The sequence below is a fragment of the Flavobacterium sp. LC2016-12 genome (assembly GCF_015351595.1).
Classification (GTDB): Bacteria; Bacteroidota; Bacteroidia; order Flavobacteriales; family Flavobacteriaceae; genus Flavobacterium.
Genome location: NZ_JADKPT010000014.1, coordinates 95,206 through 118,112 on the forward strand (window position 1 = coordinate 95,206; position 22,907 = coordinate 118,112).

At 33.0% G+C, this 22,907-nt stretch carries 21 protein-coding genes; 15 read left to right on the top strand and 6 right to left on the bottom strand.

All coding sequences use genetic code 11. The features are described from left to right. Window positions 1-170 precede the first annotated feature (170 nt). From IRZ99_RS18730 to IRZ99_RS18770, 9 genes are all read left to right on the top strand, one after another. Window positions 171-941, top strand: a complete 771-nt coding sequence (locus IRZ99_RS18730) for a 3'-5' exonuclease (protein WP_194658737.1) — start codon at window positions 171-173, stop codon at window positions 939-941. Window positions 942-1,029: 88 nt separating this feature from the next. Continuing rightward, a complete protein-coding gene (locus tag IRZ99_RS18735) occupies window positions 1,030-1,641 on the top strand; it encodes a fumarylacetoacetate hydrolase family protein (RefSeq protein WP_194658738.1) in 612 nt (203 codons plus the stop codon). After that, window positions 1,641-1,985 carry an Hpt domain-containing protein gene (locus tag IRZ99_RS18740; protein WP_026984878.1) on the top strand — a complete coding sequence of 115 codons (345 nt, stop codon included), beginning with the start codon at window positions 1,641-1,643 and terminating at the stop codon, window positions 1,983-1,985. The genes IRZ99_RS18735 and IRZ99_RS18740 overlap by 1 nt, the downstream gene beginning before the upstream one ends. A 214-nt stretch (window positions 1,986-2,199) precedes the next feature. Further along, window positions 2,200-3,453: a CinA family nicotinamide mononucleotide deamidase-related protein gene (locus IRZ99_RS18745; RefSeq protein ID WP_194658739.1), complete on the top strand. Its 1,254-nt coding sequence runs from the start codon at window positions 2,200-2,202 to the stop codon at window positions 3,451-3,453. A 71-nt stretch (window positions 3,454-3,524) separates the two neighbouring features. Then, window positions 3,525-3,761 (top strand): 50S ribosomal protein L28, encoded by a 237-nt coding sequence (rpmB, locus tag IRZ99_RS18750; RefSeq protein ID WP_007805815.1) that lies wholly within the window; start codon window positions 3,525-3,527, stop codon window positions 3,759-3,761. A gap of 27 nt (window positions 3,762-3,788) precedes the next feature. Next, window positions 3,789-3,971 carry a 50S ribosomal protein L33 gene (gene rpmG / locus IRZ99_RS18755; protein WP_008253902.1) on the top strand — a complete coding sequence of 61 codons (183 nt, stop codon included), beginning with the start codon at window positions 3,789-3,791 and terminating at the stop codon, window positions 3,969-3,971. 74 nt (window positions 3,972-4,045) lie between these two features. Next, a complete protein-coding gene (locus IRZ99_RS18760; RefSeq protein ID WP_008468081.1) occupies window positions 4,046-4,198 on the top strand; it encodes a DUF4295 domain-containing protein in 153 nt (50 codons plus the stop codon). Between the two features lie 168 nt (window positions 4,199-4,366). Further along, a complete protein-coding gene (gene ftsY, locus IRZ99_RS18765; protein WP_194658740.1) occupies window positions 4,367-5,320 on the top strand; it encodes a signal recognition particle-docking protein FtsY in 954 nt (317 codons plus the stop codon). Window positions 5,321-5,525: 205 nt separating this feature from the next. After that, window positions 5,526-6,131, top strand: a complete 606-nt coding sequence (locus tag IRZ99_RS18770) for a Zn-dependent protease (RefSeq protein ID WP_194658742.1) — start codon at window positions 5,526-5,528, stop codon at window positions 6,129-6,131. A 72-nt stretch (window positions 6,132-6,203) separates the two neighbouring features. Here IRZ99_RS18770 and IRZ99_RS18775 read toward each other — a convergent pair whose 3' ends face one another. Together IRZ99_RS18775 and IRZ99_RS18780 are read right to left on the bottom strand one after the other, a co-directional pair. Continuing rightward, window positions 6,204-6,722 carry a hypothetical protein gene (locus tag IRZ99_RS18775; protein WP_194658744.1) on the bottom strand — a complete coding sequence of 173 codons (519 nt, stop codon included), beginning with the start codon at window positions 6,720-6,722 and terminating at the stop codon, window positions 6,204-6,206. Window positions 6,723-7,062: 340 nt separating this feature from the next. Then, window positions 7,063-8,127 carry a serine hydrolase gene (locus tag IRZ99_RS18780; protein WP_194658746.1) on the bottom strand — a complete coding sequence of 355 codons (1,065 nt, stop codon included), beginning with the start codon at window positions 8,125-8,127 and terminating at the stop codon, window positions 7,063-7,065. 277 nt (window positions 8,128-8,404) lie between these two features. Here IRZ99_RS18780 and IRZ99_RS18785 point away from each other — a divergent pair, with 277 nt between their 5' ends. Next, a complete protein-coding gene (locus tag IRZ99_RS18785; protein WP_194658747.1) occupies window positions 8,405-8,845 on the top strand; it encodes a hypothetical protein in 441 nt (146 codons plus the stop codon). Further along, complete coding sequence (locus IRZ99_RS18790; protein ID WP_194658749.1) at window positions 8,826-9,122, top strand: DUF721 domain-containing protein; 297 nt, start codon at window positions 8,826-8,828, stop codon at window positions 9,120-9,122. The genes IRZ99_RS18785 and IRZ99_RS18790 overlap by 20 nt, the downstream gene beginning before the upstream one ends. Before the next feature lie 141 nt (window positions 9,123-9,263). Here the strand turns inward: IRZ99_RS18790 and IRZ99_RS18795 are convergent, their stop codons facing one another. The 3 genes from IRZ99_RS18795 to bshC form a co-directional block, all read right to left on the bottom strand. Continuing rightward, window positions 9,264-9,683 carry a nucleoside-diphosphate kinase gene (locus tag IRZ99_RS18795; RefSeq protein ID WP_026984871.1) on the bottom strand — a complete coding sequence of 140 codons (420 nt, stop codon included), beginning with the start codon at window positions 9,681-9,683 and terminating at the stop codon, window positions 9,264-9,266. Between the two features lie 208 nt (window positions 9,684-9,891). After that, complete coding sequence (locus IRZ99_RS18800; protein ID WP_194658751.1) at window positions 9,892-11,163, bottom strand: acyltransferase family protein; 1,272 nt, start codon at window positions 11,161-11,163, stop codon at window positions 9,892-9,894. Window positions 11,164-11,283: 120 nt separating this feature from the next. Further along, window positions 11,284-12,873, bottom strand: coding sequence for a bacillithiol biosynthesis cysteine-adding enzyme BshC (gene bshC, locus IRZ99_RS18805; protein ID WP_194658752.1), 1,590 nt, complete (start codon window positions 12,871-12,873; stop codon window positions 11,284-11,286). Between the two features lie 344 nt (window positions 12,874-13,217). Between bshC and IRZ99_RS18810 the strand changes: the two genes are divergently transcribed. From IRZ99_RS18810 to IRZ99_RS18825, 4 genes are all read left to right on the top strand, one after another. After that, window positions 13,218-14,495, top strand: a complete 1,278-nt coding sequence (locus tag IRZ99_RS18810) for an MFS transporter (protein WP_194658753.1) — start codon at window positions 13,218-13,220, stop codon at window positions 14,493-14,495. Window positions 14,496-14,598: 103 nt separating this feature from the next. Beyond that, window positions 14,599-14,853, top strand: coding sequence for an autorepressor SdpR family transcription factor (locus IRZ99_RS18815; protein WP_026984867.1), 255 nt, complete (start codon window positions 14,599-14,601; stop codon window positions 14,851-14,853). A gap of 3 nt (window positions 14,854-14,856) precedes the next feature. Next, the gene (locus IRZ99_RS18820; protein WP_194658754.1) at window positions 14,857-15,519 is read left to right on the top strand and encodes an SdpI family protein; all 663 of its coding nucleotides are present in this window, start codon (window positions 14,857-14,859) and stop codon (window positions 15,517-15,519) included. A gap of 25 nt (window positions 15,520-15,544) precedes the next feature. Beyond that, window positions 15,545-16,921 (top strand): S9 family peptidase, encoded by a 1,377-nt coding sequence (locus IRZ99_RS18825; RefSeq protein ID WP_194658755.1) that lies wholly within the window; start codon window positions 15,545-15,547, stop codon window positions 16,919-16,921. A gap of 51 nt (window positions 16,922-16,972) precedes the next feature. On the opposite strand, the gene IRZ99_RS18830 is transcribed toward IRZ99_RS18825, so the two are convergent. After that, window positions 16,973-22,819 (bottom strand): T9SS type B sorting domain-containing protein, encoded by a 5,847-nt coding sequence (locus IRZ99_RS18830; protein WP_194658759.1) that lies wholly within the window; start codon window positions 22,817-22,819, stop codon window positions 16,973-16,975. Window positions 22,820-22,907: the final 88 nt, after the last annotated feature.

Consider the following 22,907-nt stretch of genomic DNA (forward strand, 5'->3'; position numbering starts at 1 on the left):
GGGTTTTTTCGTTTAGAGAAAAGGGGAGAATAATTTAAATAAACTCGGTAAATCGATGTTTTTTCAAATTGTAATCACAAATAAATGTCTATTTTAACTAAAAAAAATAAAAAATAAGAGGTAGAAATTCGGCTTTAAAAATTACATTTGTAATCTTATAAAAACTAAAAATGGAACTGAAACTCAACAAACCAATCTGCTTTTTTGATCTTGAAACAACCGGAATTGACATCGGAAAAGATCGAATCGTAGAGATTTCGATATTCAAAGTTTTTCCAAACGGAAATAAAGAAAGTAAAACTTGGTTGGTGAATCCGACAATTCCAATTCCACCTCAAACAACTGCGGTACATGGTATTACTGACGAAAAAGTAGCTAATGAGCCTACTTTTAATGAATTGGCGCCACAAATCCATAATATGATTAAGGACAGTGACTTAGGTGGTTTTAATTCAGACCGTTTTGATATTCCGTTATTGGCAGAAGAATTATTACGTGCCGGAGTTGATTTTGATATGAAGAATAAAGTTTCGGTAGATGTGCAGACTATTTTTCATAAAATGGAGGAGCGTACTTTAAGTGCAGCTTTGAAATTTTACTGCGGAAAAAGTTTAGAAAATGCCCATTCTGCAGAAGCAGATACAATGGCAACTTACGAAATTTTAAAAGCACAATTAGACCGTTATCCGGATTTGGAAAATGATATGAAATCATTATCTGAATTTACGACCCGTAAAAAAATTGCCGATTTTGCCGGAATGATAGCTTTTGATGCGGATAATGAAGAAATTTTTACCTTCGGAAAACACAAAGGTGTAAAAGTAGATAAAGTTTTAGAGACAGAACCTGGTTATTTCAGCTGGATTCAAAATGCTGATTTTCCGTTGTATACCAAAAAAGTTCTGACAGCTATTAAGTTAAGAAAGTTAAATACAAAATAAAGTTTTCAATGTTCAGTTTTTAGTATTCAGTTTTTGGATGCTAAGCAATTTACTGAACACTAAAAACTGAGAACTGAAAACTAAAAAAATGAAGATTATCTGTATCGGTAGAAATTATACCAATCATATCGAAGAATTAAAAAACGAACGTCCAACAGAACCGGTGATTTTTATGAAACCGGATTCGGCGGTTTTATTAAAACAGCATCCGTTTGTAATCCCTGAATTTTCTGAAGAAATTCATCACGAAATAGAGATAATTGTTAAAATTAATAAGGTAGGAAAGTATATTGAACCTAAGTTTGCGCATAAATACTATGATGAAATTAGTGTGGGTATCGATTTTACTGCCAGAGATTTACAGGATAAATTAAAAGCAAAAGGGTTGCCTTGGGAAAAAGCAAAAGCATTTGATGGTTCTGCGGTCATTGGAGATTTTTTACCAAAAACTGATTTTGTTTCAATGGAAAACCTTAGTTTTGAGTTGACAAATAATTCTCAAATCGTTCAAAAAGGTAATACATCCCTTATGCTCTGGAAAATTGATGAGCTAATTGCATATGTATCACAATATTTTACGCTAAAAATTGGAGATATTATATTTACTGGTACACCCGAAGGGGTTGCATCTGTCAAGCCAAACGATGTTTTGGAAGGCTTTTTAGAAGAGAAAAAATTATTTAGAATACAGGTAAAGTAATGGCTTTAAAATACAACCTTTCGAAAGTATATGCACTTTCAGACAATGATCCGGAATTTGTAAATGAAATTCTTAAATTATTTGTAACTGAAGTTCCTGAGGATTTGAAACAAATCAAAGAAGGAATTAAAAAGAAGGATCATAAATACGCTTATGCCTATGCGCATAAAATAAAACCTACTTTAGATTTAATTGGTTTAAATGTAGCTTTTGAAGAAATCTTACAGGTCGAAGCCTGGACAAAAGCTGAAGGCAAGAAAAAAGAAATTATTGAAACTTTCAAAAGCATAAAAATACAAGTTAAAGAAGCGATTAAAGAAATCAAAAAAGACTTTGACGTATAATTTGGGCGTACTCCTATTTTTGCCCTTTTTTAGATTAGGTCAAAAATAGGGTCGGGTCATCCGCTATATCTTTTGTTCTAGAAAATTTTCGTTTAACGACTTCTTATTGTTTGTCACAAAAGGATGTCATTTCTACCCCTCACGCAAATCGTTCTCGTAACAACCTACTTTCTAATAATGACTTACGATCTGGTAAGTAAAAAAATACATTTACATGAAAGCAACTATAATTACAATTGGAGACGAAATTCTAATTGGCCAAATCGTTGATACTAATTCCGGCTTTATTGCAAAATCACTTGATAGAATTGGAGTCGAAATACATGAAATGATTTCGATAAGCGATGATAAAAAACACATCCTAGATACCTTTGCTCAGCTTCAAAACAAAGTTGATGTTGTGATCATTACAGGTGGATTAGGTCCGACAAAAGATGATGTGACCAAAAAAACTTTCTGCGAATATTTCGAGGATGAATTGGTTGTAAACCCGGAAGTTTTGGCACATGTAACACAATTAATTGAAGGTTTTTATAAACGGCCAATTTCGCAATTAAATAAAGATCAGGCTTTAGTACCGTCAAAATGTACAGTTTTGCACAATCAGGTTGGTACTGCACCCGGAATGTGGATGAAGAAAGAAAATACTGTTTTTATTTCGCTTCCGGGGGTTCCTTATGAAATGAAATATTTGGTCGAAGAAGAGATAATTCCAAAGATTGTTCGCGAGTATAAACGTCCCTATATTATTCATAAAACCATTTTAACGTATGGTCAAGGTGAGAGTATGGTGGCAGAGCGTATTGAAAACTGGGAAAATAATTTACCGGATTTTATCAAATTAGCTTATTTGCCAAATCCAGGAAGAGTGCGTTTGCGATTGACCGGGAGAGGAACTAATAAAGAAGAATTAGAAGCAGCAATTGAGGAAAATGTAAAATCTTTAGATGCGATAATTCACGATATTATAGTGGGTTATGAAGAAAATGAAACAATTGAAACGGTAATTGGAAAAATATTAACGAAGCAAAATAAAACAATTTCGACAGCTGAAAGTTTTACTGGTGGAAAAATCGCATCGCTTTTAGCAGCTGTTCCGGGAGCTTCAAATTATTTCAAAGGGAGTGTTGTTTCGTATGCAACAGAGGCGAAGGTTAATGTTCTCGGTGTCTCACAAGATTTTGTAGATCAATATTCGGTGGTTAGTGCTGAGGTTGCCTCTGCTATGGCTTTGAATGTTAAAGAGATACTTAAAACAGACTATGCAATCGCGACAACCGGGAACGCCGGACCGTCAAAAGGGGATTCAGATGCTGAAATTGGAGCTGTTTTTATCGCTTTGGCTACTCCAACTGATATAATTGTAGAAGAATTTAACTTTGGCCAACCACGTGAAAAAGTGATAGATAGAGCGACGATTAAGAGTTTAGAAATATTACAGAAAGAAATTTTAAAAAATGTGCAATAATTTTTTGCTACAATGGTTTATTTTTCTTTTCTTTGCACCCTGATTTTGAATAACGATAAAAGATAAGTATAATGTCAAGAGTTTGTGACCTTACAGGTAAAAGAGCGATGGTAGGAAATAACGTTTCTCACGCTATGAACAAAACTAAGAGAAAGTTTTCTGTAAACTTAGTTAAAAAGCGTTTTTATCTTCCAGAAGAAGATAGATGGATTACTCTTAGAGTAGCAGCATCTACGATAAAAACAATTAATAAAAATGGAATTTCTGCAGTTTTGAAAAAAGCGCAGTCAGAAGGATTTATCAAATAATCTTTTCCTAAATAAATATATAGCAAGATGGCAAAGAAAGGTAATAGAATCCAGGTAATTTTAGAATGTACTGAGCACAAGACTTCTGGTGTTCCAGGAACTTCTAGATACATTACAACTAAGAACAAAAAAAATACTCCAGACAGATTAGAGATTAAAAAATTTAATCCAATCTTGAAAAGAGTAACTGTTCACAAAGAAATTAAGTAATAATTAGAGATTTTTGTAAATCTCAATGGTTTTGCCATTCGAGTTTTATAAAAGCTTCAAATAACATTTGAATCATGGCAAAGAAAACCGTAGCATCGTTACAAACATCTTCTAAGAGATTATCAAAAGCCATCAAAATGGTGAAATCTCCTAAAACTGGTGCATATACATTCGTAGAATCTATTATGGCTCCTGAAGAAGTTGATGAATTCTTGAAAAAGAAATAATTACAATCACACTATATAGAAAAGCTACTTTCATTCGGAAGTAGCTTTTTTATTTTTTATATTTGTCTAAAATTTAAAGGACCCTGTCTTGTTTTGGGTTTCTTTGAATATTAAGGATTATTTAGATGGTAAAATCATATAATCTAAAAAACTAACAACCTATAAAAAATGAGTTTTTTTAAAAAATTATTCTCCACTGATAAAAAAGAGACTTTAGACAAAGGTCTTGAAAAATCAAAAACTACTTTTTTCTCAAAGTTAAGTAAAGCCGTTGCTGGAAAATCAAAAGTCGATGATGACGTTTTAGATAATCTGGAAGAAATTCTGGTAGCTTCAGATGTTGGTGTAAATACTACTTTGAAAATTATTTCAAGAATTGAAAAACGTGTTGCCGAAGATAAATATTTAGGTACTGACGAATTAAACCAGATTCTTCGTGATGAAATTGGTGCTTTGTTGTCTGAAACCAATAGAGGTGAAGCAACTGAGTTTGATATTCCAAAAGACAAAAAGCCATATGTTTTAATGGTGGTGGGTGTTAATGGAGTTGGTAAAACGACTACCATTGGTAAATTGGCTTATCAATTTAAAAAAGCTGGTTATAAAGTAGTTTTAGGCGCTGCAGATACGTTTCGTGCCGCTGCAATTGATCAATTGCAAGTTTGGGCAGATCGTGTTGATGTACCAATTGTAAGACAAAATATGGGTAGTGATCCTGCTTCTGTAGCTTTTGATACTTTACAGTCTGCTGTTGCTCAAAATGCTGATGTGGTTATTATTGATACAGCAGGGCGTCTTCATAACAAAATTAATTTGATGAACGAGCTTACAAAAGTAAAACGCGTAATGCAGAAAGTCGTTGCCGATGCTCCTCATGATGTTCTTTTGGTTTTAGATGGTTCTACAGGTCAAAATGCTTTTGAGCAGGCTAAGCAATTTACCGCTGCTACTGAAGTGACTTCATTAGCTGTAACTAAATTAGACGGAACAGCAAAAGGCGGAGTTGTGATTGGTATTTCTGATCAGTTTCAGATTCCGGTAAAATATATTGGAATTGGTGAAGGAATTGAAGATTTACAAGTCTTTAATAAATACGAATTTGTAGATAGTTTTTTTAAATAATATTTGAGATAATTCAATGAGTTTTTCTTCTTTAAAGAATATAACGCCTGTTTCTTTTTATTTTGCAAGCGTTGTATGTTTTGTTTTAGCCAATGTATTAAAAGATAAAAGTCTTTCTTTTTACTACATTCTATTGGTTTTAGGTTTAGGTTTATTTTTTGCGGGAATGATTAAAAGAATCCGAACTAAAAAATAATCATTACTTATGAAATACTATTTTCTTATTCTGCTTTTTAGCTTAATTTCTTGTACAAAAAAAGATAATGAAAATAGTGTAGAAAAAGGAGAAAGTCAAAAGGTTATTGTGATTCAGCCACTAGGTAATTTTGAATTGGAGCAATCAAGTAAAGTTTTTTCTGAAATCAGGACCATTAACCCAAATGTGGTTTTGAAAAAAAATATTCCTTTTCCTAAAAATGCTTATTATAAACCTAGAAACAGATATCGAGCTGATAGTATTATTAAAAATCTTAAAAATTATGTAGGCAGAGACTCAGTAATTGTTGGATTATCCCATTCTGATATCAGTACCACTAAAAATGGAATTAAAGATTGGGGCATTATGGGATTGGGCTACCGACCTGGAAAATCTTGTGTTGTCTCTGATTTTAGATTAGATGCCAGAAATAAAAACCAACAGTTTTATAAATTAGTTTTACATGAATTGGGGCATACAGCTGGTTTACCGCACTGTAAAGTTAAAACTTGTTTAATGAGAGATGCTGAAGGAGGAAATCCACTGGATGAAGAAAAAGATTTTTGCAGGAATTGCAGCGGCTATTTAAAAAGTAAAGGCTGGCAATTGATGTAAAAAACAGTTTAAAGTAGATCGTTTTATCCTGCAAATTATTTTTAAATTGAATACTTATTTCTTGTTTATTTCTTAGTGTAATTTCCAGGTTGTTCCATCTGAGAATGCTACAAAATAGGCCCTTGCTGAGATAATAGTTTTGGCATCTGTTGAAAAACTTTCCCAAATTTGTGATCTGGTTTGCCTCGAGTTTATAGCTAAGTGTGTAGTGCCTTCAGATTTCCCTTTTATAAAAAAGAATTTTCCACTTGCGGGTTTGTTAAACGCATTTTCGCAATACCATTCAAATCGGATAGCTCCGATTTTTTTTTTGCTGACATTTTTATAAACTAATTTAATGTCCTTATGGTCTGAGTATTGGTTTTTTAATAATTTTGATGAGATGATTTTTATAGGGGATCCTATATTATTTTGCGTATTTAAAAATTCTTGTTTTATTGAATCTGATGGTGACAGGTCACTTTGGAAATCAATTTGCGTATTGACTTGGTGGGAATTTAGTTCCTTCTTCATGCTAAAGTGATCTATTCTGTTTTTATTAATACATGAAGTTGCTATTAATATAACAAGAAAAAGTGCTTTTGTTTTCATTATTAATTGTGTTTGTTTTCTTTCTCTTCCCTGTATTGTTGTTTTCGTGGATTTTAAGTAGAGAAGAAAGTTTTTGTCCAATCTGTATTGATTTTAATAATTGTATAAAATCGTGGCAAAAGTTGTGTTTTTCTTTCGTTTAAATTACTGGCAGAAGGTATTGTAGTATTACAATAAGCTTTTGTTTGGTAGATTAAAAAGAATAAGAGAGAATGTTTCTAATTTTAGAATGAACTGTAAAAAAAAATACAAGGAAGAAAATTGGATTTCTTTCTTGTATTTTGAGTAACGTAAGGAGATAGGGGAGTACTTTGCGGAATGTTTTTAGGTTAAGTATTGATTACTGGTATACGGCACTAATTTTCTGCCATAATGTTTCATCAAAATCGGATAAAGCTAAGTTTTCTTCGTCAGCTGCATCTCCCATTCTAATGATAACCATTTTTTTGCTTGGTACAACATATATTTTTTGATCATTTTTACCCAAAGCCATAAACATATCATTGGGTGCTGTTGGAATTACGCTTCCTGGAAAAGTAAGTTGTGATTGTGGTAAATGGTATGATACTTTTCCGTTTAACCACCATAAATAGCCGTAGGCTAAATTGATGTTTTGTGAAGTTGTAGTCGCTTCGTTAAAAAAGGACTCATTTAGGACTTGCGTATTTTCCCATTTTCCTTTGTTTAGCATTAAGAGACCGAAACGCGCCATACTTCTGGAGTTGCTTGTGTAGACACTGTTTGCTTCGATTTGAATCCAATTACCATTCATTCCTATTTTGTCTCTTAATTTGGTATTGAAATAGTTTTCCCAGGTTTGTCCGCTTGCTTTTGCAACGACATCCTGTAATTTTACATAGACATTATGATAGGCCCAGCGTGATCCTGCATCGGCTTTGTAGGTCAGACTTTCCGGTTTTACATCGTCTGTGCTGTCATCAAGCCCGGATGTCATCGTTAATAAGTGTTTGCAGGTAATTAGATTTTCTTTTGCCAGTGTTTCGCTTGTCCAGCCTGTGCCGATATATTGCGAAACGTTATTGTTAACATTCAGTAAACCTTCTTGTTGTGCAATTCCTGTCACAGTTGAAGTTAGTGTTTTTCCGGCACTTGCCCAATACCAGGGTGTGGCAGCAGTGTGTCCATTGAAGTAGTTTTCTAAAACGATTCGGCCATTGACCAGGACGAGAAAAGATTTGGAATGTTTCAGTTCCAGATAATCTAAAAGTGGCTGAACTGCATTTTGATTCCATTTTAAATCGGAAATAGATGTTGTTTCCCAAGTATTTCCTGTTAAGGGCGGAAAATACATACTTTGTGTCGGTGTTGGTGCGGAATCATTATCTTCTTTGCTACAGCTTGTACACAATAAGAGAATGAGGATTTTACAAATGTTTTTGGTCATGGTTTTTTGGTGTTGGTTTGGGGTTTGACCAAAAATATGTAAAATAGTTTAATGGGTTTTATGTTTTTTTTATTTCTTTTGAATGATATAAAGTTAACTTTGTAGTTCACGAAATTTCTTTTGAAAATAGGTGCCCTAGCCCTGATGGGAGGGAAAATCCTTTTGTGGTGGGGTTCACCACAAAAGATTGGAAGGACAGCAGGAAATAGCTCCTTATTTTTCTCCTGAAGTTAGGAACGATTCAGAATAAAAATAGATTGATTTTAATAGAATAAATATGAAAAACACTTTTGTAATCTTGGTTTTGTCACTTTTGTTTGTAAGTTGCAAAGAGCAAATTAAACCCGCAGATATTGCTAAATTGAATGGTTATTGGGAAATTGAAAAAGTAGTTTTTGACGAGGGAGAAGTGAAGGATTACGGAATGAATGAGAATTTTGATTATTTTCAGATTAAGGGAACTAAAGGAACCAGAACGAAGGTTATGGCACAGCTTGATGGAACTTTTTTGACGACAAATACATTTGAAAATGTTTCAGTTCGATTTACAGATAAAGGAACTTTCCTGGATTATAAAACGGATTATGCGAAGTGGAGTGAGGAGTTAATTTCAGTTTCGGACAAAGAGTTTGTTGTTAAAAATGAACAACAAAAGGAATATCATTATAAAAAAGCAGCACCACTAAATATTTTAAAAGATGGCAAAGAGACTAAATAGTCAAAGTACGATTGGGGATGTTTTGAACCAGATTATTCAGGTGAATAAATTACAGCCTGGAATGGATCAGATTGATGTGAAAGAAGCGTGGAGACAATTGATGGGAAATGGTGTAAACACGTATACTAAAAACGTTGTTTTGAAAGGAAGTACACTTTATGTTGAACTTGGATCTGCTGTTTTAAGAGAAGAATTAAGTCACGGAAAATCTAAAATCGTTAAAATGATTAATGAAGAACTAAAACGTGAAGTAGTGACCGATGTGGTTTTACGCTAGACTTCTTAGATTATTGGATTTTTAAAAAGTAATATATCAGGAAAAGAAAAACCCGTTTCATTTGAAACGGGTTTTTCTTTTTTTAAGATTTTAGGAAATCTAAGTTAGTCTATAAATCTAACAATCTAAGAAGTCTAAAAATTAGAATTGCTCTCTACCAGCAAAGTGGAATGCACCTTCGATAGCTGCATTTTCATCGCTATCAGAACCGTGAACTGCATTTTCTCCAATAGAAGTTGCGTATGCTTTACGAATAGTTCCTTCAGCAGCTTCAGCTGGATTTGTAGCTCCAATTAAAGTTCTGAAATCTTCTACTGCGTTATCTTTTTCTAAAATAGCAGCAACGATTGGTCCGCGTGACATAAATTCAACTAATTCTCCGTAGAAAGGTCTTGCAGCGTGTACAGCGTAAAAAGCCTGAGCATCAGCTACAGTTAATTGAGTTAATTTTAATGAAACGATTTTGAAACCTCCGTTAGTAATCATTGCTAAGATGTTCCCGATGTGTCCGTTTGCAACAGCATCTGGTTTAATCATTGTAAAAGTTCTATTTGTTGCCATTTTATTGCTTATTTTTAATTTTGTGCAAAAGTATACTTTTTTTATGAATTGATTTTAATAAATTCATAATTAAAACATCGTGAAATGATGTTATGGCAAATAAAATTGTGAATAGGGAGTTGTAAATTGTAAAATGTTGATATTAAATGTCTTTTTTAAATAAAAAGGCGCACTACTGTGCGCCTTTAATTATATGGGAGTATTGATTTTAAACTTTGAAAATGAGTTTCTTTTTGTAGAAGACCCACAATATGAATGTCCAGATTGCAACATAAACCAATGCCCCGGCTAAAGAAGCTGTCATTGGGTTGCTGAAGAATGGCGCTATTCCAAAACTGTACAAATAATTCAAAAGATTTATTTTTTCTACCGGATTATGCGGATTTTGGAATTCGATCATAACTAGTGCCTGAGGAATAATTTGGGAAGCAAAAAACACAATCATTGGGTTTACACCCCAAATTAAAAAGAGTTTAAAGCCTTTTTTATAATCTGCTATATCAAGTACATAATATAATATCGCTAAAAATGTAGTTGCTAATCCTGTAGTGTACAAAACGTAACTGCTTGTCCAAAGTGATTTGTTAATTGGGAAAGCGGTATTCCATAACAGTCCTCCAATAATAAGACCTACACCCATTATGGCCATTTTTTGGGCTTTTTCAGTTTTGCCTATTTCTCGTAATAATATTTGACCAATTAATAAACCGATAATTCCGTTTACAATAGAGGGCAGGGTGCTTAAAATTCCTTCCGGATCCCATGTTATAGTTCCGCGATACATATGCCCTTCAAGAAGGATGCTATCTAGCCAGGAAGCTAAATTAGTTCCTTTTTCAAGATTTGCAGCTCCAATTCCGGGAACAGGAATTAAAGTCATGACAGCCCAATAGCCTAATAATAAAGCAATACCTGTTATGATTTGTGTTTTTTGAGAGGTTTTTAGATATAAAAGTGAAACTACAAAATATACAATAGCAATTCGTTGTAAAACCCCTGGAAGGCGTACATCGTGATATGCTTCTATACCACTATAGGCTAAAAACAGGTAAATTATTAGAATGGAGAAGGCCAGAATGTTTTTGACTTTCGAACTAAAACTACCCATTAAGGCATAACCAACAGCAATAGTAATTGCTAAACGACCAACTAAAAGCGGAATTCCGTCAAGACCAAAAAGCTGTATTTTGCCAAAGAAATTAAAGAATATTCCAAGACAGAACATTCGTAAAGAACGGACCAATATTTTATTGAAAGTAGTTCCGTCGTAAATTTTATCTGGCATAGCCAAAGGAACGGCAACTCCCATAATAAAGATAAAAAACGGAAATACTAAATCGGTTGGCGTGCAGCCGTGCCATTCGGCATGTAAAAGTGGTGGAAAAACATTGCCCCAATCTCCGGGGTTGTTAACAATAGTCATTAATAAAATAGTTAATCCTCTGAAGACATCTAGTGAAATCAAGCGCTCTCTGATCATAGTTTTTGGTAATAGATTAATTTTTGTTTTTTAAAGGTTACTATTTGGTTTAGAGAGGCAATAATTTCAGAAGAGGCGGTTATTTATTCTGATGATTATTACTTTATTGTTTATTTGTATTTATATCGTTATAATATTAAAGTTCGTTTCTAATGGTTTTAATTTTTGAATTAAAAGAGGAATTAATTGTTCTCCTTTTTCTAAATAGAATTCAGAAAAATTAGTCTGACGTTCCTGTAAACTTTGATTTGGGAAAAGCTCACATTGTAAATCAATTACACGTTGTAATTCGTTGTCCAGTTTTCTTTTTTGCGCTTTTAATAATCTTTTTTCAAGGTTTTCTAATCCTTTTTTTTGTTTTACTTCTTGTGCTTTTACTGCTCCGGTAAATGATTTGTCGGTTTGCTGCGCGAGTTGATAAAGATATTCAAATTGTTTTTCTAATGTTTCTTTTTGAGAAGTTAAATCAATTGGAAAAGCAGATAATTTGTGTGTAATTGCATTGACTAAATTAGCGGGTTTTGTAAATAAATCAGCCCAGCTTAATTCTAATTTATCAGCTTTTTTAGCTTGTTTTTCAGTGTTTAAAAGTACTGAATTACGCACTAAAAGCATCGGAAAAGTGATGTTTATTGAATCAAAAAATGATTTTAACTCTAACCAATACGCAATTTCTCCTCCTCCGCCAATGTAACATAAATTAGGTAGAATAATTTCCTGATACAACGGACGCATAATTACATTTGGACTAAATTTCTCAGGATTATTTTCTAGTAATTCGATAATTTCTTCCTTCGAAAAGAAGATTTTTGTGTTGTTTACGTAGTATTTATCATTTTCAAAAATGATTCTTTCTCTTAAACCATCTTCGATATAAAACAAATTGATTTCACGTGGATTTACCTGAACCGTATAATCTCCAAATTTAGAAATCGTTTCCTCGACAGCTTTGAACGAAGTTTGTTGCTCTAGTTCTTCTTTTACAAAAGGAATAAAAGCGCGTTTTAAATCGGCGTCATCAGAATCTAAAATAACTAAGCCATAATTAGCAAATAATTTATCAGCTAAAAAACGAGTAGCATCTGCTAAATTTTCGTGCTTTAAATAGGCCTCTTCAAATAGGTTTTTAAGAACATTCGCGTTTGTGCTGGTTCCTAATTCCAGGGAATAAATTTCGAAAAACTCTGTTAAACCTTCTGTTGAAAGTCTTCCAACAGGACCTGTACTTTGTTTATTCCAACGAAATTTCTTTCCCTTAAAATTAAAATAATTAATCTCTTCAAAATCGTGATCCTCGGTTGCCATCCAATAAATGGGGACAAAATTATGCGTTGGATATTTCGACTTTAATTCTTTCGTCAAATTAATAGTAGAAATGATTTTATATAAGAAATATAGAGGGCCGCTAAATAAGTTTAACTGATGCCCCGTAGTAATAGTGAAAGTATTTTGATGTGCTAATAGTTCGATATTTTGCTTAGTTGCATCTGATATTTCGATATTTTGATATTGCTTTTTTAGTGTTTCAACTAAAGGAATTCGATTTGCATTGTCAAAATTGGTCTGTTTTTCAGCTATTTGTTTTTCAAAGTTTTCCAATGTTGGAAAATGATTGTAAAAGGAGTTTAATTCGGGTTTTTGATCTAAATAATCTTGTATCAATTTAGAGAAATATCCTGAGGTTTGGTAGCTGATACAGTCGGTGGGCATAATTTTCGATTTATTTTTGATAGCTGTAAATTTAATGAAAATATATACTTAAAATGGTTTTTAACGAATGCTTAAGATTTGATTTTTGGTTTTTAATGTAAAATATTTGTAATCAGTATTTTAAGCTGTGTTGTGAACTTAGTGTTATGTAACATTATTTGGCAAGGACTAAAATAACAGATTCGGGCTTTTTGTTAAAATTTTGAGAGTAATATAAAACTATTGCTTCTGAATGTGTGTTTTTAATAATGAAACTATATTTTTGCACACAAATGTTTTGTGTGAGTAACGAGTCTATTCATTTTTACACTAGAATTTTTCAAAAAAAAACTATATCAACCACAATGAAAAATAACCCAAATCAGGAGAACTCTCTTCGCCACGTTCTTTTTGGTTCGTTAATTGGAACCACAATTGAATTTTTTGATTTTTATATTTATGCCAATGCCGCGGTATTGGTTTTTCCACAATTATTTTTTCCCGGAGCTAGTAGTACAAATTCCACATTGGAATCTTTGGCTACATTTTCGATAGCCTTTCTTGCCAGACCTCTGGGGTCAGCTGTGTTTGGTCATTATGGAGATAAAATTGGTCGTAAAGTCACATTAGTTGTGGCATTATTAACGATGGGATTATCCACAATTGCCATTGGTTTTTTACCTGGATATGCCAGTATTGGAATCGCTGCACCCATTTTATTGATGTTATGCCGATTTGGACAAGGAGTTGGCCTGGGAGGAGAGTGGGGAGGAGCTGTTTTATTGGCAATTGAAAATGCACCACCACATAAACGAGCTTGGTACGGAATGTTTCCGCAATTGGGAGCACCAATCGGATTGTTACTTTCTGGGGGTACTTTTTTAATATTAACTGATAGTATGACCAGTGAAGCCTTTATGGATTATGGATGGAGAATTCCATTTATAGCAAGTTCTCTTTTGGTTGTTGTTGGATTTTATATTCGTCTAAAAATTAGTGAAACTCCTGCTTTCGAAAATTCTAAAGAAGAACAGAAAGAAGTTCGAATTCCGTTTTTAACTTTGTTGAAATCATACAAAAATCAATTAATTTTTGGAACATTATCGGCAGTTACTACCTTTCTGGTTTTTTATTTAATGACTGTTTTTACATTGAGCTGGGCTACATCTGACTTAGGTTTTACCAAAAGAGATGCCTTACTAATTCAATTACTTTCTGTATTGTTTTTTGCCTTTTTTATTCCAGTTTCAGCTTTGGTTGCAGATAAAATTGGTCGTCGAAAAATATTAATTATCACTACCGTTGCCATTGCTGTTTTCGGATTTTTCTTTTCGTACTTCCTTAATTCAGGAAATCCGGTTTTGGTAACTGCATTTGTTTGTATGGGAATGTCTTTAATGGGCTTTACTTATGGACCGTTAGGAACTTTTTTATCGGAGTTGTTTCCTACTACAGTTCGTTATTCTGGAGCTTCTTTAACATTTAATCTGGCTGGAATTTTAGGTGCGGCATTTGCACCGATGATTGCAATCTGGCTGGCAAGTACTTACGGATTAAGTTATGTAGGTTTTTATTTAACTGCCGCCGCTATTGTTTCTTTAATTTCTTTTTTAGTGATTTCCAAGAAAGTACATCAGTTTTAAATTCGATTCTGAAACTCTTATAAAATGGGCAACAATTTAAATTGTTGTCCATTTTTTTTGTGAATTAGAAAAGTATTTAGATATTTGTCTAAATATATAAATGATGAACGATATTTTTAAAGCATTAAACGATGCCACGCGAAGAGAGATTCTGGAGCTTTTAAAAGAGAAAGACTTATCTGCGGGAGAAATTGCTGATGCTTTTAATATTTCAAAACCGAGTATCTCGCATCACTTAGATATTTTAAAACGTGCTGATTTAATTACTTCTGAAAAAAATGGGCAATTCATCATTTACTCCATTAATACCACCATTATGGAAGATGTTTTGCAATGGATACTAACCTTTAAAAAATAAAAAATGAATTTAGAATTGAAAAAAGAACTTCCAATAATTGGAATTGTTCTTACTCCCTTTGTCTATTTAGCAATTATTTGGAACAGCCTCCCAGAAAAAGTTCCCGTACATTGGAATTATAAAGGAGAAATTGATAGGTGGGGCGATAAGTTTTCGCTTATTACCATATTATTTTTATTGCCCGTTTTAATATATGTACTGATGACTTTTATTCCAAGAATAGATCCTAAGAACAGGATTTCTTTAATGGGAGGGAAATTTTACCAATTGAAATTTATCTTAGTTCTTTTCATGTCTCTAATTGCTTTGCTTGTTCTGTATACTACCAAAGAAAGATCAATAAATAATCCGAATTTGGTTTTTGCACTAATGGGGGCTTTCTTTGTGATTCTGGGGAATTATTTTAAAGTAATTCAACCAAATTATTTTCTTGGAATACGTACACCCTGGACTTTGGAAAATAGTGAAGTATGGAAAGCCACACATTTGTTTGCTGGTAAGCTTTGGGTTGCCGGAGGATTACTTCTGGTATTGGGAGGATTTCTTCTGAGTACTACATTTGCCAACGCTTTTGTTTTTGTTATAATTATTATGGCACTTGTTCCTGTAGTTTATTCTTTTATCAAGTTTAAAGAAATTCAAAAGAGAGATCAAAAATCAATTTAATTTTATCCAGTAATTTTTAAATCAAATGAAAAAAGTAATACTTATTATAATAACAATTTTAACTTCTTCTTTCGCAATAGGGCAAGAAATTTCAGGACAATGGAATGGTCTATTAAAAGTTCCAGGCGCTCAGCTAAGAATTGTAGCCAATATTAGTAGAACAGAAACTGGATATGTTTCTACTATGGACAGCCCGGACCAAAAGGTAAAAGGAATTCCTGTTGCCACAACAACTTTTGAAAATTCTATTTTAAAATTAGAAATCCCTGCAATTAATGGTTCGTATACAGGGATACTAAATAAAGACAATATCATTGTTGGAAAACTTACTCAAAATGGACAATCTTTTGACTTGAATTTATCCAAAGAAAGTATTTCAGAACAAGTTTACGCAAGACCGCAGGAACCTAAAAAACCATATCCTTATTATACTGAAGATGTAAAATTTGTCAATAAAACGGCTAATATTACTCTGGCAGGAACATTATCACTCCCTAAAAAAGAAGGAAATTTTCCAGCTGTAATACTAATTACAGGGAGTAGTGCGCAAAATAGAGACGAAGAAGTGCTAGGACATAAGCCATTCTTAGTAATATCTGATTATTTAACTAAAAAAGGAATTGCAGTTTTGCGTTTAGATGATCGTGGAGTAGGTGAATCTACAGGTAATTTTAGTACATCAACAACCGTAGATTTTGCAAGTGATATACAGGCAGGGTTAGATTATTTGAAAACACGAAATGAAATTAATAAAAAGAAATTGGGATTAATTGGTCATAGCGAAGGTGGTTTAATAGCTCCAATGGTGGCTGGAAACTCAAAGGATATTAGTTTTATTGTTTTACTTGCCGGACCAGGACTTCGTGGAGATAAAATATTGCTTTTGCAAAATGAATTGATAAAAAGACAAAGCGGAATGCCTGAAGTTGAAATTCAAAAAGAGAAAGAAATCTTTAAAGGTGCCTACGATCTTATTATTGCCTCTAATGTAAATGATGGAAGCTTAAAAAATAATATCAGTAGTTATTTAAAAACACAATATAATGATTCTTCAAAGGATGCTGATGTGGAATTACTTACAGCACAAGTTACAAATACCTGGTGGTATAATTTTATAAAACTGGATCCGGTTCCCTTTTTGAAAAAGGTAAAATGCCCTGTTTTAGCATTAAATGGAAGCAAAGATTTACAAGTTCCTGCTGAAGTTAATCTGGAGGCTATTAAAAAGACACTTCTAGATAGTGGCAATAAAAAAGTAACCACAAAAGTATTGCCTAATTTGAACCACCTATTTCAGGAATGTCAAACAGGTTTGCCAACTGAATATAAAACAATTGAACAGACATTTTCTCCAATTGCATTAGAAGAAATTTCAAGTTGGCTATTGATTCAAACGAAGTAAAAGTAACAATAAGAACGCCCTTAGTTTTAAGGGCGTTCTTATTTATTATTCTTATCGTTTCAAACTAAAATGTCCTCTGAATTCTGTTCCATTTAATCTTGTAACGGTAAACCAGTAATCTGCTGCTGGTTCTTGAGATCCTAAATAAGTTCCATCCCAGGCCCCATTGTTATGAAGTTCTTTAATGAATTTTCCGTAACGATCAAATATTCGAATTCCGGTATTAGGAGCTAAGTAAGCAAAATCTATAGTCCAGGTGTCATGAAAGGTATCATTGTTTGGTGTAAAGTATTTTGGGTAAGGAAGTTCATCTACAAAATTAATGCAGTCCCCAGTTGTTGTCTCAAGAATTTGAATAGTAATCGGAATTCTATCGCTTTCGCAACTGTTTATAGTTTGAGAAGCATAATAGGTGATCCCATTTTCGAGTGGAGTTGATCCAGATAAACTAATATCAGAAGAAACACTATCAAACCACTTTATATTTTCTCCTGTAATATCAATGTCATTTAAGGAAGCCTTTTTTTGAATGCAAAATCTTTGTGGTGAAGCGGCAGTCGGAGGTTGAGTATCTTGTATTTTTACTGTTACAGCAAGCCTTTTACTTTCGCAGTTGTTTTCTGTTTGTGTAGCGTAGTAAGTGGTGTTTTGCAATAAAGTTGTTTCAGGAAGAGTAGATCCATTTATTGCGGAGTCATACCATTTAAGATTAGTTCCAACAATACCAATAGAAGCAATTGTTGCGTTTTCATCAATACAATATTGTTTGGAAGTACTTCCTGTTGGTAATGCTGTATCATAAACCTGAACTAAAATTGGAGTTCTGTCGCTTTCACATCCTACAGTTTGCGAGACATAGTATGTTTTATTGTCTTGTAGTAAAGTAGTATTAGGCAAAATAGCAGCAGAAAAATTGGTATCGTACCATTTTAGATTTTGTCCTGTTATTTGAATGTTGTTTAGTGTTGCATTTTCGGTTTTACAGAATTCTGTTTGTCCAGATAATATAGGAGCAGATGGCGTATCTACAATTGAAACAGTTATTCCAAATCTTGGACTTTCACAAGTATTGACAGTTTGCGAAGCATAATAGGTTTTTCCATCAACAAGACTTGTAGTTTCTGATAACAGAGAACCACCGTTTAATGCGTCATACCATTTTATTGAATTTCCTGTAACATAAAGATTTGCAATCGTTGGATTTTGTGCTGAACAAAAAGGCTGATTTGCATTTCCTGTTGGAGGAGTTGTATTTTGAATGTTTATTGTGACGGGCGTTCTTTCACTTTCACAGCCGTTTATGGTTTGTGAAGCGTAATAAGTTATTCCGTTTTGCAATATTGTTGTATTTGCTAACAGTGTTCCTGCTGTTAATGAATTGTACCATTTGATGTTTTGACCATTGATTTCAATATTGTCTAAAGTGGCATTTTGTTGAATACAGAAGATTTTAGAATTTAAAATTTCAGGAGCTGGTAAAGAATTAATAAAAGGTGTTATAGTTGCTTTTGTAGCTTCAGAAATACATCCATTAGAATTTTTAATTTTTAGAAAATATTCTCCTGGATTTAGAAATAATGATGTTGCAGTCGTACTCCAGTTTGCACCATTATCAAAACTGTATTCTGATGCAATAGATAGAATAGTTATTTTTCCCTGATTATTATTACAGTTTGGCTGAATAGTGCTGTATGTAGGAACACTCGGACTATCTGTAGGTGGATTTATTTGAATTGAAACTGCTTCAGATTCACACCCAGCAGAATTTTGAACCATAATCTTATAATTTCCGACGGCTAAATCTCCAGAATCTGAATTTATTTTCCATGTTACTCCGTTGTCAAAACTATATTTTGAAGCTGCAGTTGTGATTTTAATACTTCCAAAAGGATTGATACAGCTAATTGGTTGAGAAACGACATAACTTGGAACTATTGCATCTAAAGGAGGATTTATCGTTGCTTTTGTTGCAGGTGAAGGACAGCCTGTAGTGTTGTTTTTGATTTTTATAAAGTAATCACCAGAAATTAAATTTGTTGCAGTAGCATTTGTATCCCATGTTTGCCCGTTGTCAAAACTGTAAAAAGCAGCATTTGTAGTCACCGAAATCCTCCCTTTTGCTGCAGTACAGCTGCTTGGTTGTTGAATGGAAACAGTAGGTTCTTGAGCTGGAAGATTTACATTATAAAGAGAAACTGAACTAGAATTTGATTCACATCCTAAAGCATTTTTTATCTTTAAAAGATAATTACCAGTAGTTAAATTAGGAAAAGTAGAATCAGTTCTCCAAGTATTACCATTATCTATACTGTATCCAAAAGCGGCTGTGGTGAAAGTTATGCTGCCTAAAGATTCACAATTAGGTTGTATTATGGAGTATAAAGGGGAATCAATGTAAAATTTAGGAATGTAAATATTTTGCGGATAAGCTTCACAACCTAATTCATTTTTTATATTTATTGTATAATATCCTTCATCTAAATTTGCAGCTGTTGGATTGGTAGTCCAATTTACTCCATTGTCAAAACTGTATAATGCAGCTGGAGTAGTTATTGTAATACTTCCTCCAGTTCCACATATAGGAGGAGTCGTAGTGTAATTTGGTGTAGGCAAATAAAAATCATAAAGTGTTGCAACTCTCCACCAAGACTGACAACCTAAATTATTTTTTACTACTATGGAATAATTTCCAGGAGTTAAATTTGTGGCAGTGTTGTATTGACTCCAAGTTCTACCATCATCAAAACTATATTGATCAAATAGGGGATCTATTGTAATACTCCCTTTATTCTTTGATTCACAAGTAGGTTGAGTTACTTGTATATTAAAATCAGATAAATATTCTTCATTGAAATTTACAGAATAAAGTGTTTCTGAGATACATCCGGATTCATTTTTTATTTTAGGATAATAAAAACCAAGTGGTAAATTTGTAGCGGTTGGATTTGTACCCCAGGTTTCCCCACCATCAAAACTGTAAAATGGTGCAGGTGTAGTAATTGTAATAGTACCTCCTTTGCCGCAGCTTGGATAAGTAACTTTATATTCTGCCTCTTTTATTTTGGCAGGTGTAAATTCAACTACAAGGTTTCCTGACTCACATCCTTCTTTATTTTTTATTTTTAATTGATATTTAAATCCTACAGGAAGATTTGAAGCTGTAGGGTTGGTACTCCAACTTAAACCACCATCAAAACTATATAAAGCGGCTGATGTCGTAATCGTAATACTTCCGGTCGCATTACTATCACAAGTTGTTGGATGCGTTATTGTATAAGTAGGAGGATCAAGGAAATTGAAATTAAGACTAAACCAATTATTTTCACTTATACAGCCTGATTTATTTTTAATCCTAAGAAAGCCGCTTACGCCACCATTAGGATATTTAATAAGATTTGGATCCGTACTCCATGTTCCTCCATCATCAAAACTATAAAATGCAGCAGGGGTGGTTATAGTCACACGTCCTGGAGTAGCACAAGTAGGTTGTACAGCTAAAAATTCGGGACGTTCTAAAAAATAAGCATTATTTATATTGGCAATTGCATAATTTGATTCACAGCCTAAAGAATTTTTAATTTTCAGGAAGTAAGTTCCATAATCTAAATTAGAAATGTTTGGACTTGTACCCCATGTTTTTCCTCCATCAAAACTATAAGATGCAGCAGGGGTTGTAATTGAAATACTCCATTTTGATTCCGTTTCACAATTTGGATTTATTATTTTGTACGCAGGCTCATCAAGATAAAAAGGAGGTAAATAGGCATATTCAACATCGGATTCACAGCCTAATTCATTTTTAATTTTAATATAATAAGTACCCGAAGGTAAATCAGTTGACGTTGGATTTGTTGTCCATGTCTCTCCATTATCAAAACTATAAAAGGCTGCCGCAGTATTTATGGTAATACTGCCGTTTGTTGTACATGCAGGGTTTATTATGGTATAAGTTGGCTTAGATATATAAAAATTTATTTTAACTTGATAGACTTGTGATTCACACCCTAGTCCATTTTCCGTTTTTAACATGTAATTGCCAGGCTGTAAATTATTAAAAATAGGTTTTACCTGCCAAGTTTGTCCGTTGTCAACACTATATTTATTTGAAGAGTTTAAAAAAATAACGCTTCCGGTATTACTACAAGTACTTGGTTGAATAATTTTAACTTCCGGGTATGGTTTAGAAAATGAATTCAAATAAATTTGATTGAAATAAGGTTTCGATTCACATCCAAATTCATCTTTAATTCTAACATTATAATAACCAGAAGGTAAATCAGTTGCTGTTGGATTTGTTGTCCATGTTTCTCCATTATCAACACTATATTCTGATGCGGGGCTAGTAATAGTAATACTGCCTCCATGATTACAGATAGGCTGTGTTACAGTATAGGTTGGAGAATTAATATAAGATGGAAAAAGCAATACGCTTTGAGAATAGGATTCGCATCCGCTACTGTTTTTTATTTTAAGTAAATAATTGCCAGCAGGTAGATTTGCTTTGGTAGCACTGTTTTGCCAAGTCAAACCATCATCAAAACTAAATTGTGACGCCAGGGTTGTTATAGTAATAGTTCCACCAGAACTACAAGTTGGCTGAATAATTGAAAATGTTGGGCGGTCTAGTAATATTGGGGGATCAATTGTTACAATTGTAGGTGTAGAAATACAGCCAGAAGCTGTTCTTGTTTGAACATAATATTTGCCATATTCTTTTGTGGGAAAGTTGGCATCTGTTTGCCATACCAAATCTTTTGTAACATAGTTGTCATCTGAAAGGAAAGCCAAACCTTTATCAAAACTATATTCTATTCCTGGGTCGTTAACTTTAATATAACCATTTATATCCTTACAAGTAGGCTGAACTACTGTTACAGAAGGATTAGGAATGAAATTATTTATAGTTAATTTTGAACTTATGAAGCAATCATTTCCATCTGTAACTTTTACACTATATTCTCCCAAATTTGTTTTAACGGAAGGAATTGGATAAGATTTATTAGTAGCTCCAATTATCGCTATTCCATTTCTATACCATTGAAAAGTTGCTAAATTCATGGTTTTAGTCAGGTTAGCAGTCAATATTAAATCATTATTGCAGAAATTGCCACTTTGAAGAATAGTAACACCAAAATTTTCAGCAGTATTTAATCTTAAATTATCATATAAGAAAGAAGGTTCATAATCAGTGTTAAATGATGGAGGTAGTATTTTCTCTGGTCCTATAATTATTGCGTTAATATCAACATTTGTGGTAAAGCTAATCGTTACTTCTCCCCAAATAGTCTGAGGTTGGTATAAAACTTTTCCAATTTCAATCCAGGATGGGTCAAATGAATTTGGATCTGAGTTGGTATATAATGGTAAATTATCTTTATTATTACATCCATAAAGTGTTACATAAGTAGGTGCTAAAAAATTAAAATCAAAACGTTTACTTAGGTTCGTTGTTTCGGTACTCATTAATGTAGCAATATTCAGTGTTAACTGATAGTTTATTCCACTACGTAATGAGCTTGATAATTTAGTAGCGATATATTCTTTTTTGTTGTTTTTGTATACAGCTCTGAAAATTCCTTTACCATCGGGGAAATTTTGGAGATTTTTGCTGTAAATGGTATTAAAAAGATAGCAGTCTGCATTTAAATAATCTGGAGATGGGGTTGTTCCTTTTGTCCAATAAGTGGTTGTAGGCATATCATCATAACCTTGAGGACATGTCGTTTTTTCTTCAAAAGAAGAATTTGGTAAAATTGAAACAGTTTTATTACAAGTACAATCACTGTCATTTAAATCTATTTTTCCATCACCGTCATCGTCAATACCATTGTTACAGTTTTCTTGGGAATAGCAAAAAAGTGAAAAAAATAAAAATAAAATAAGTAATTTATGTTTCATAGGTTAATTTTCGGTTGAAGCAAATGTAATTAAATATCTACAAAATAAAACTAAAATTACCCTCGTCAATCTTTTCCTAGAAAGTCTC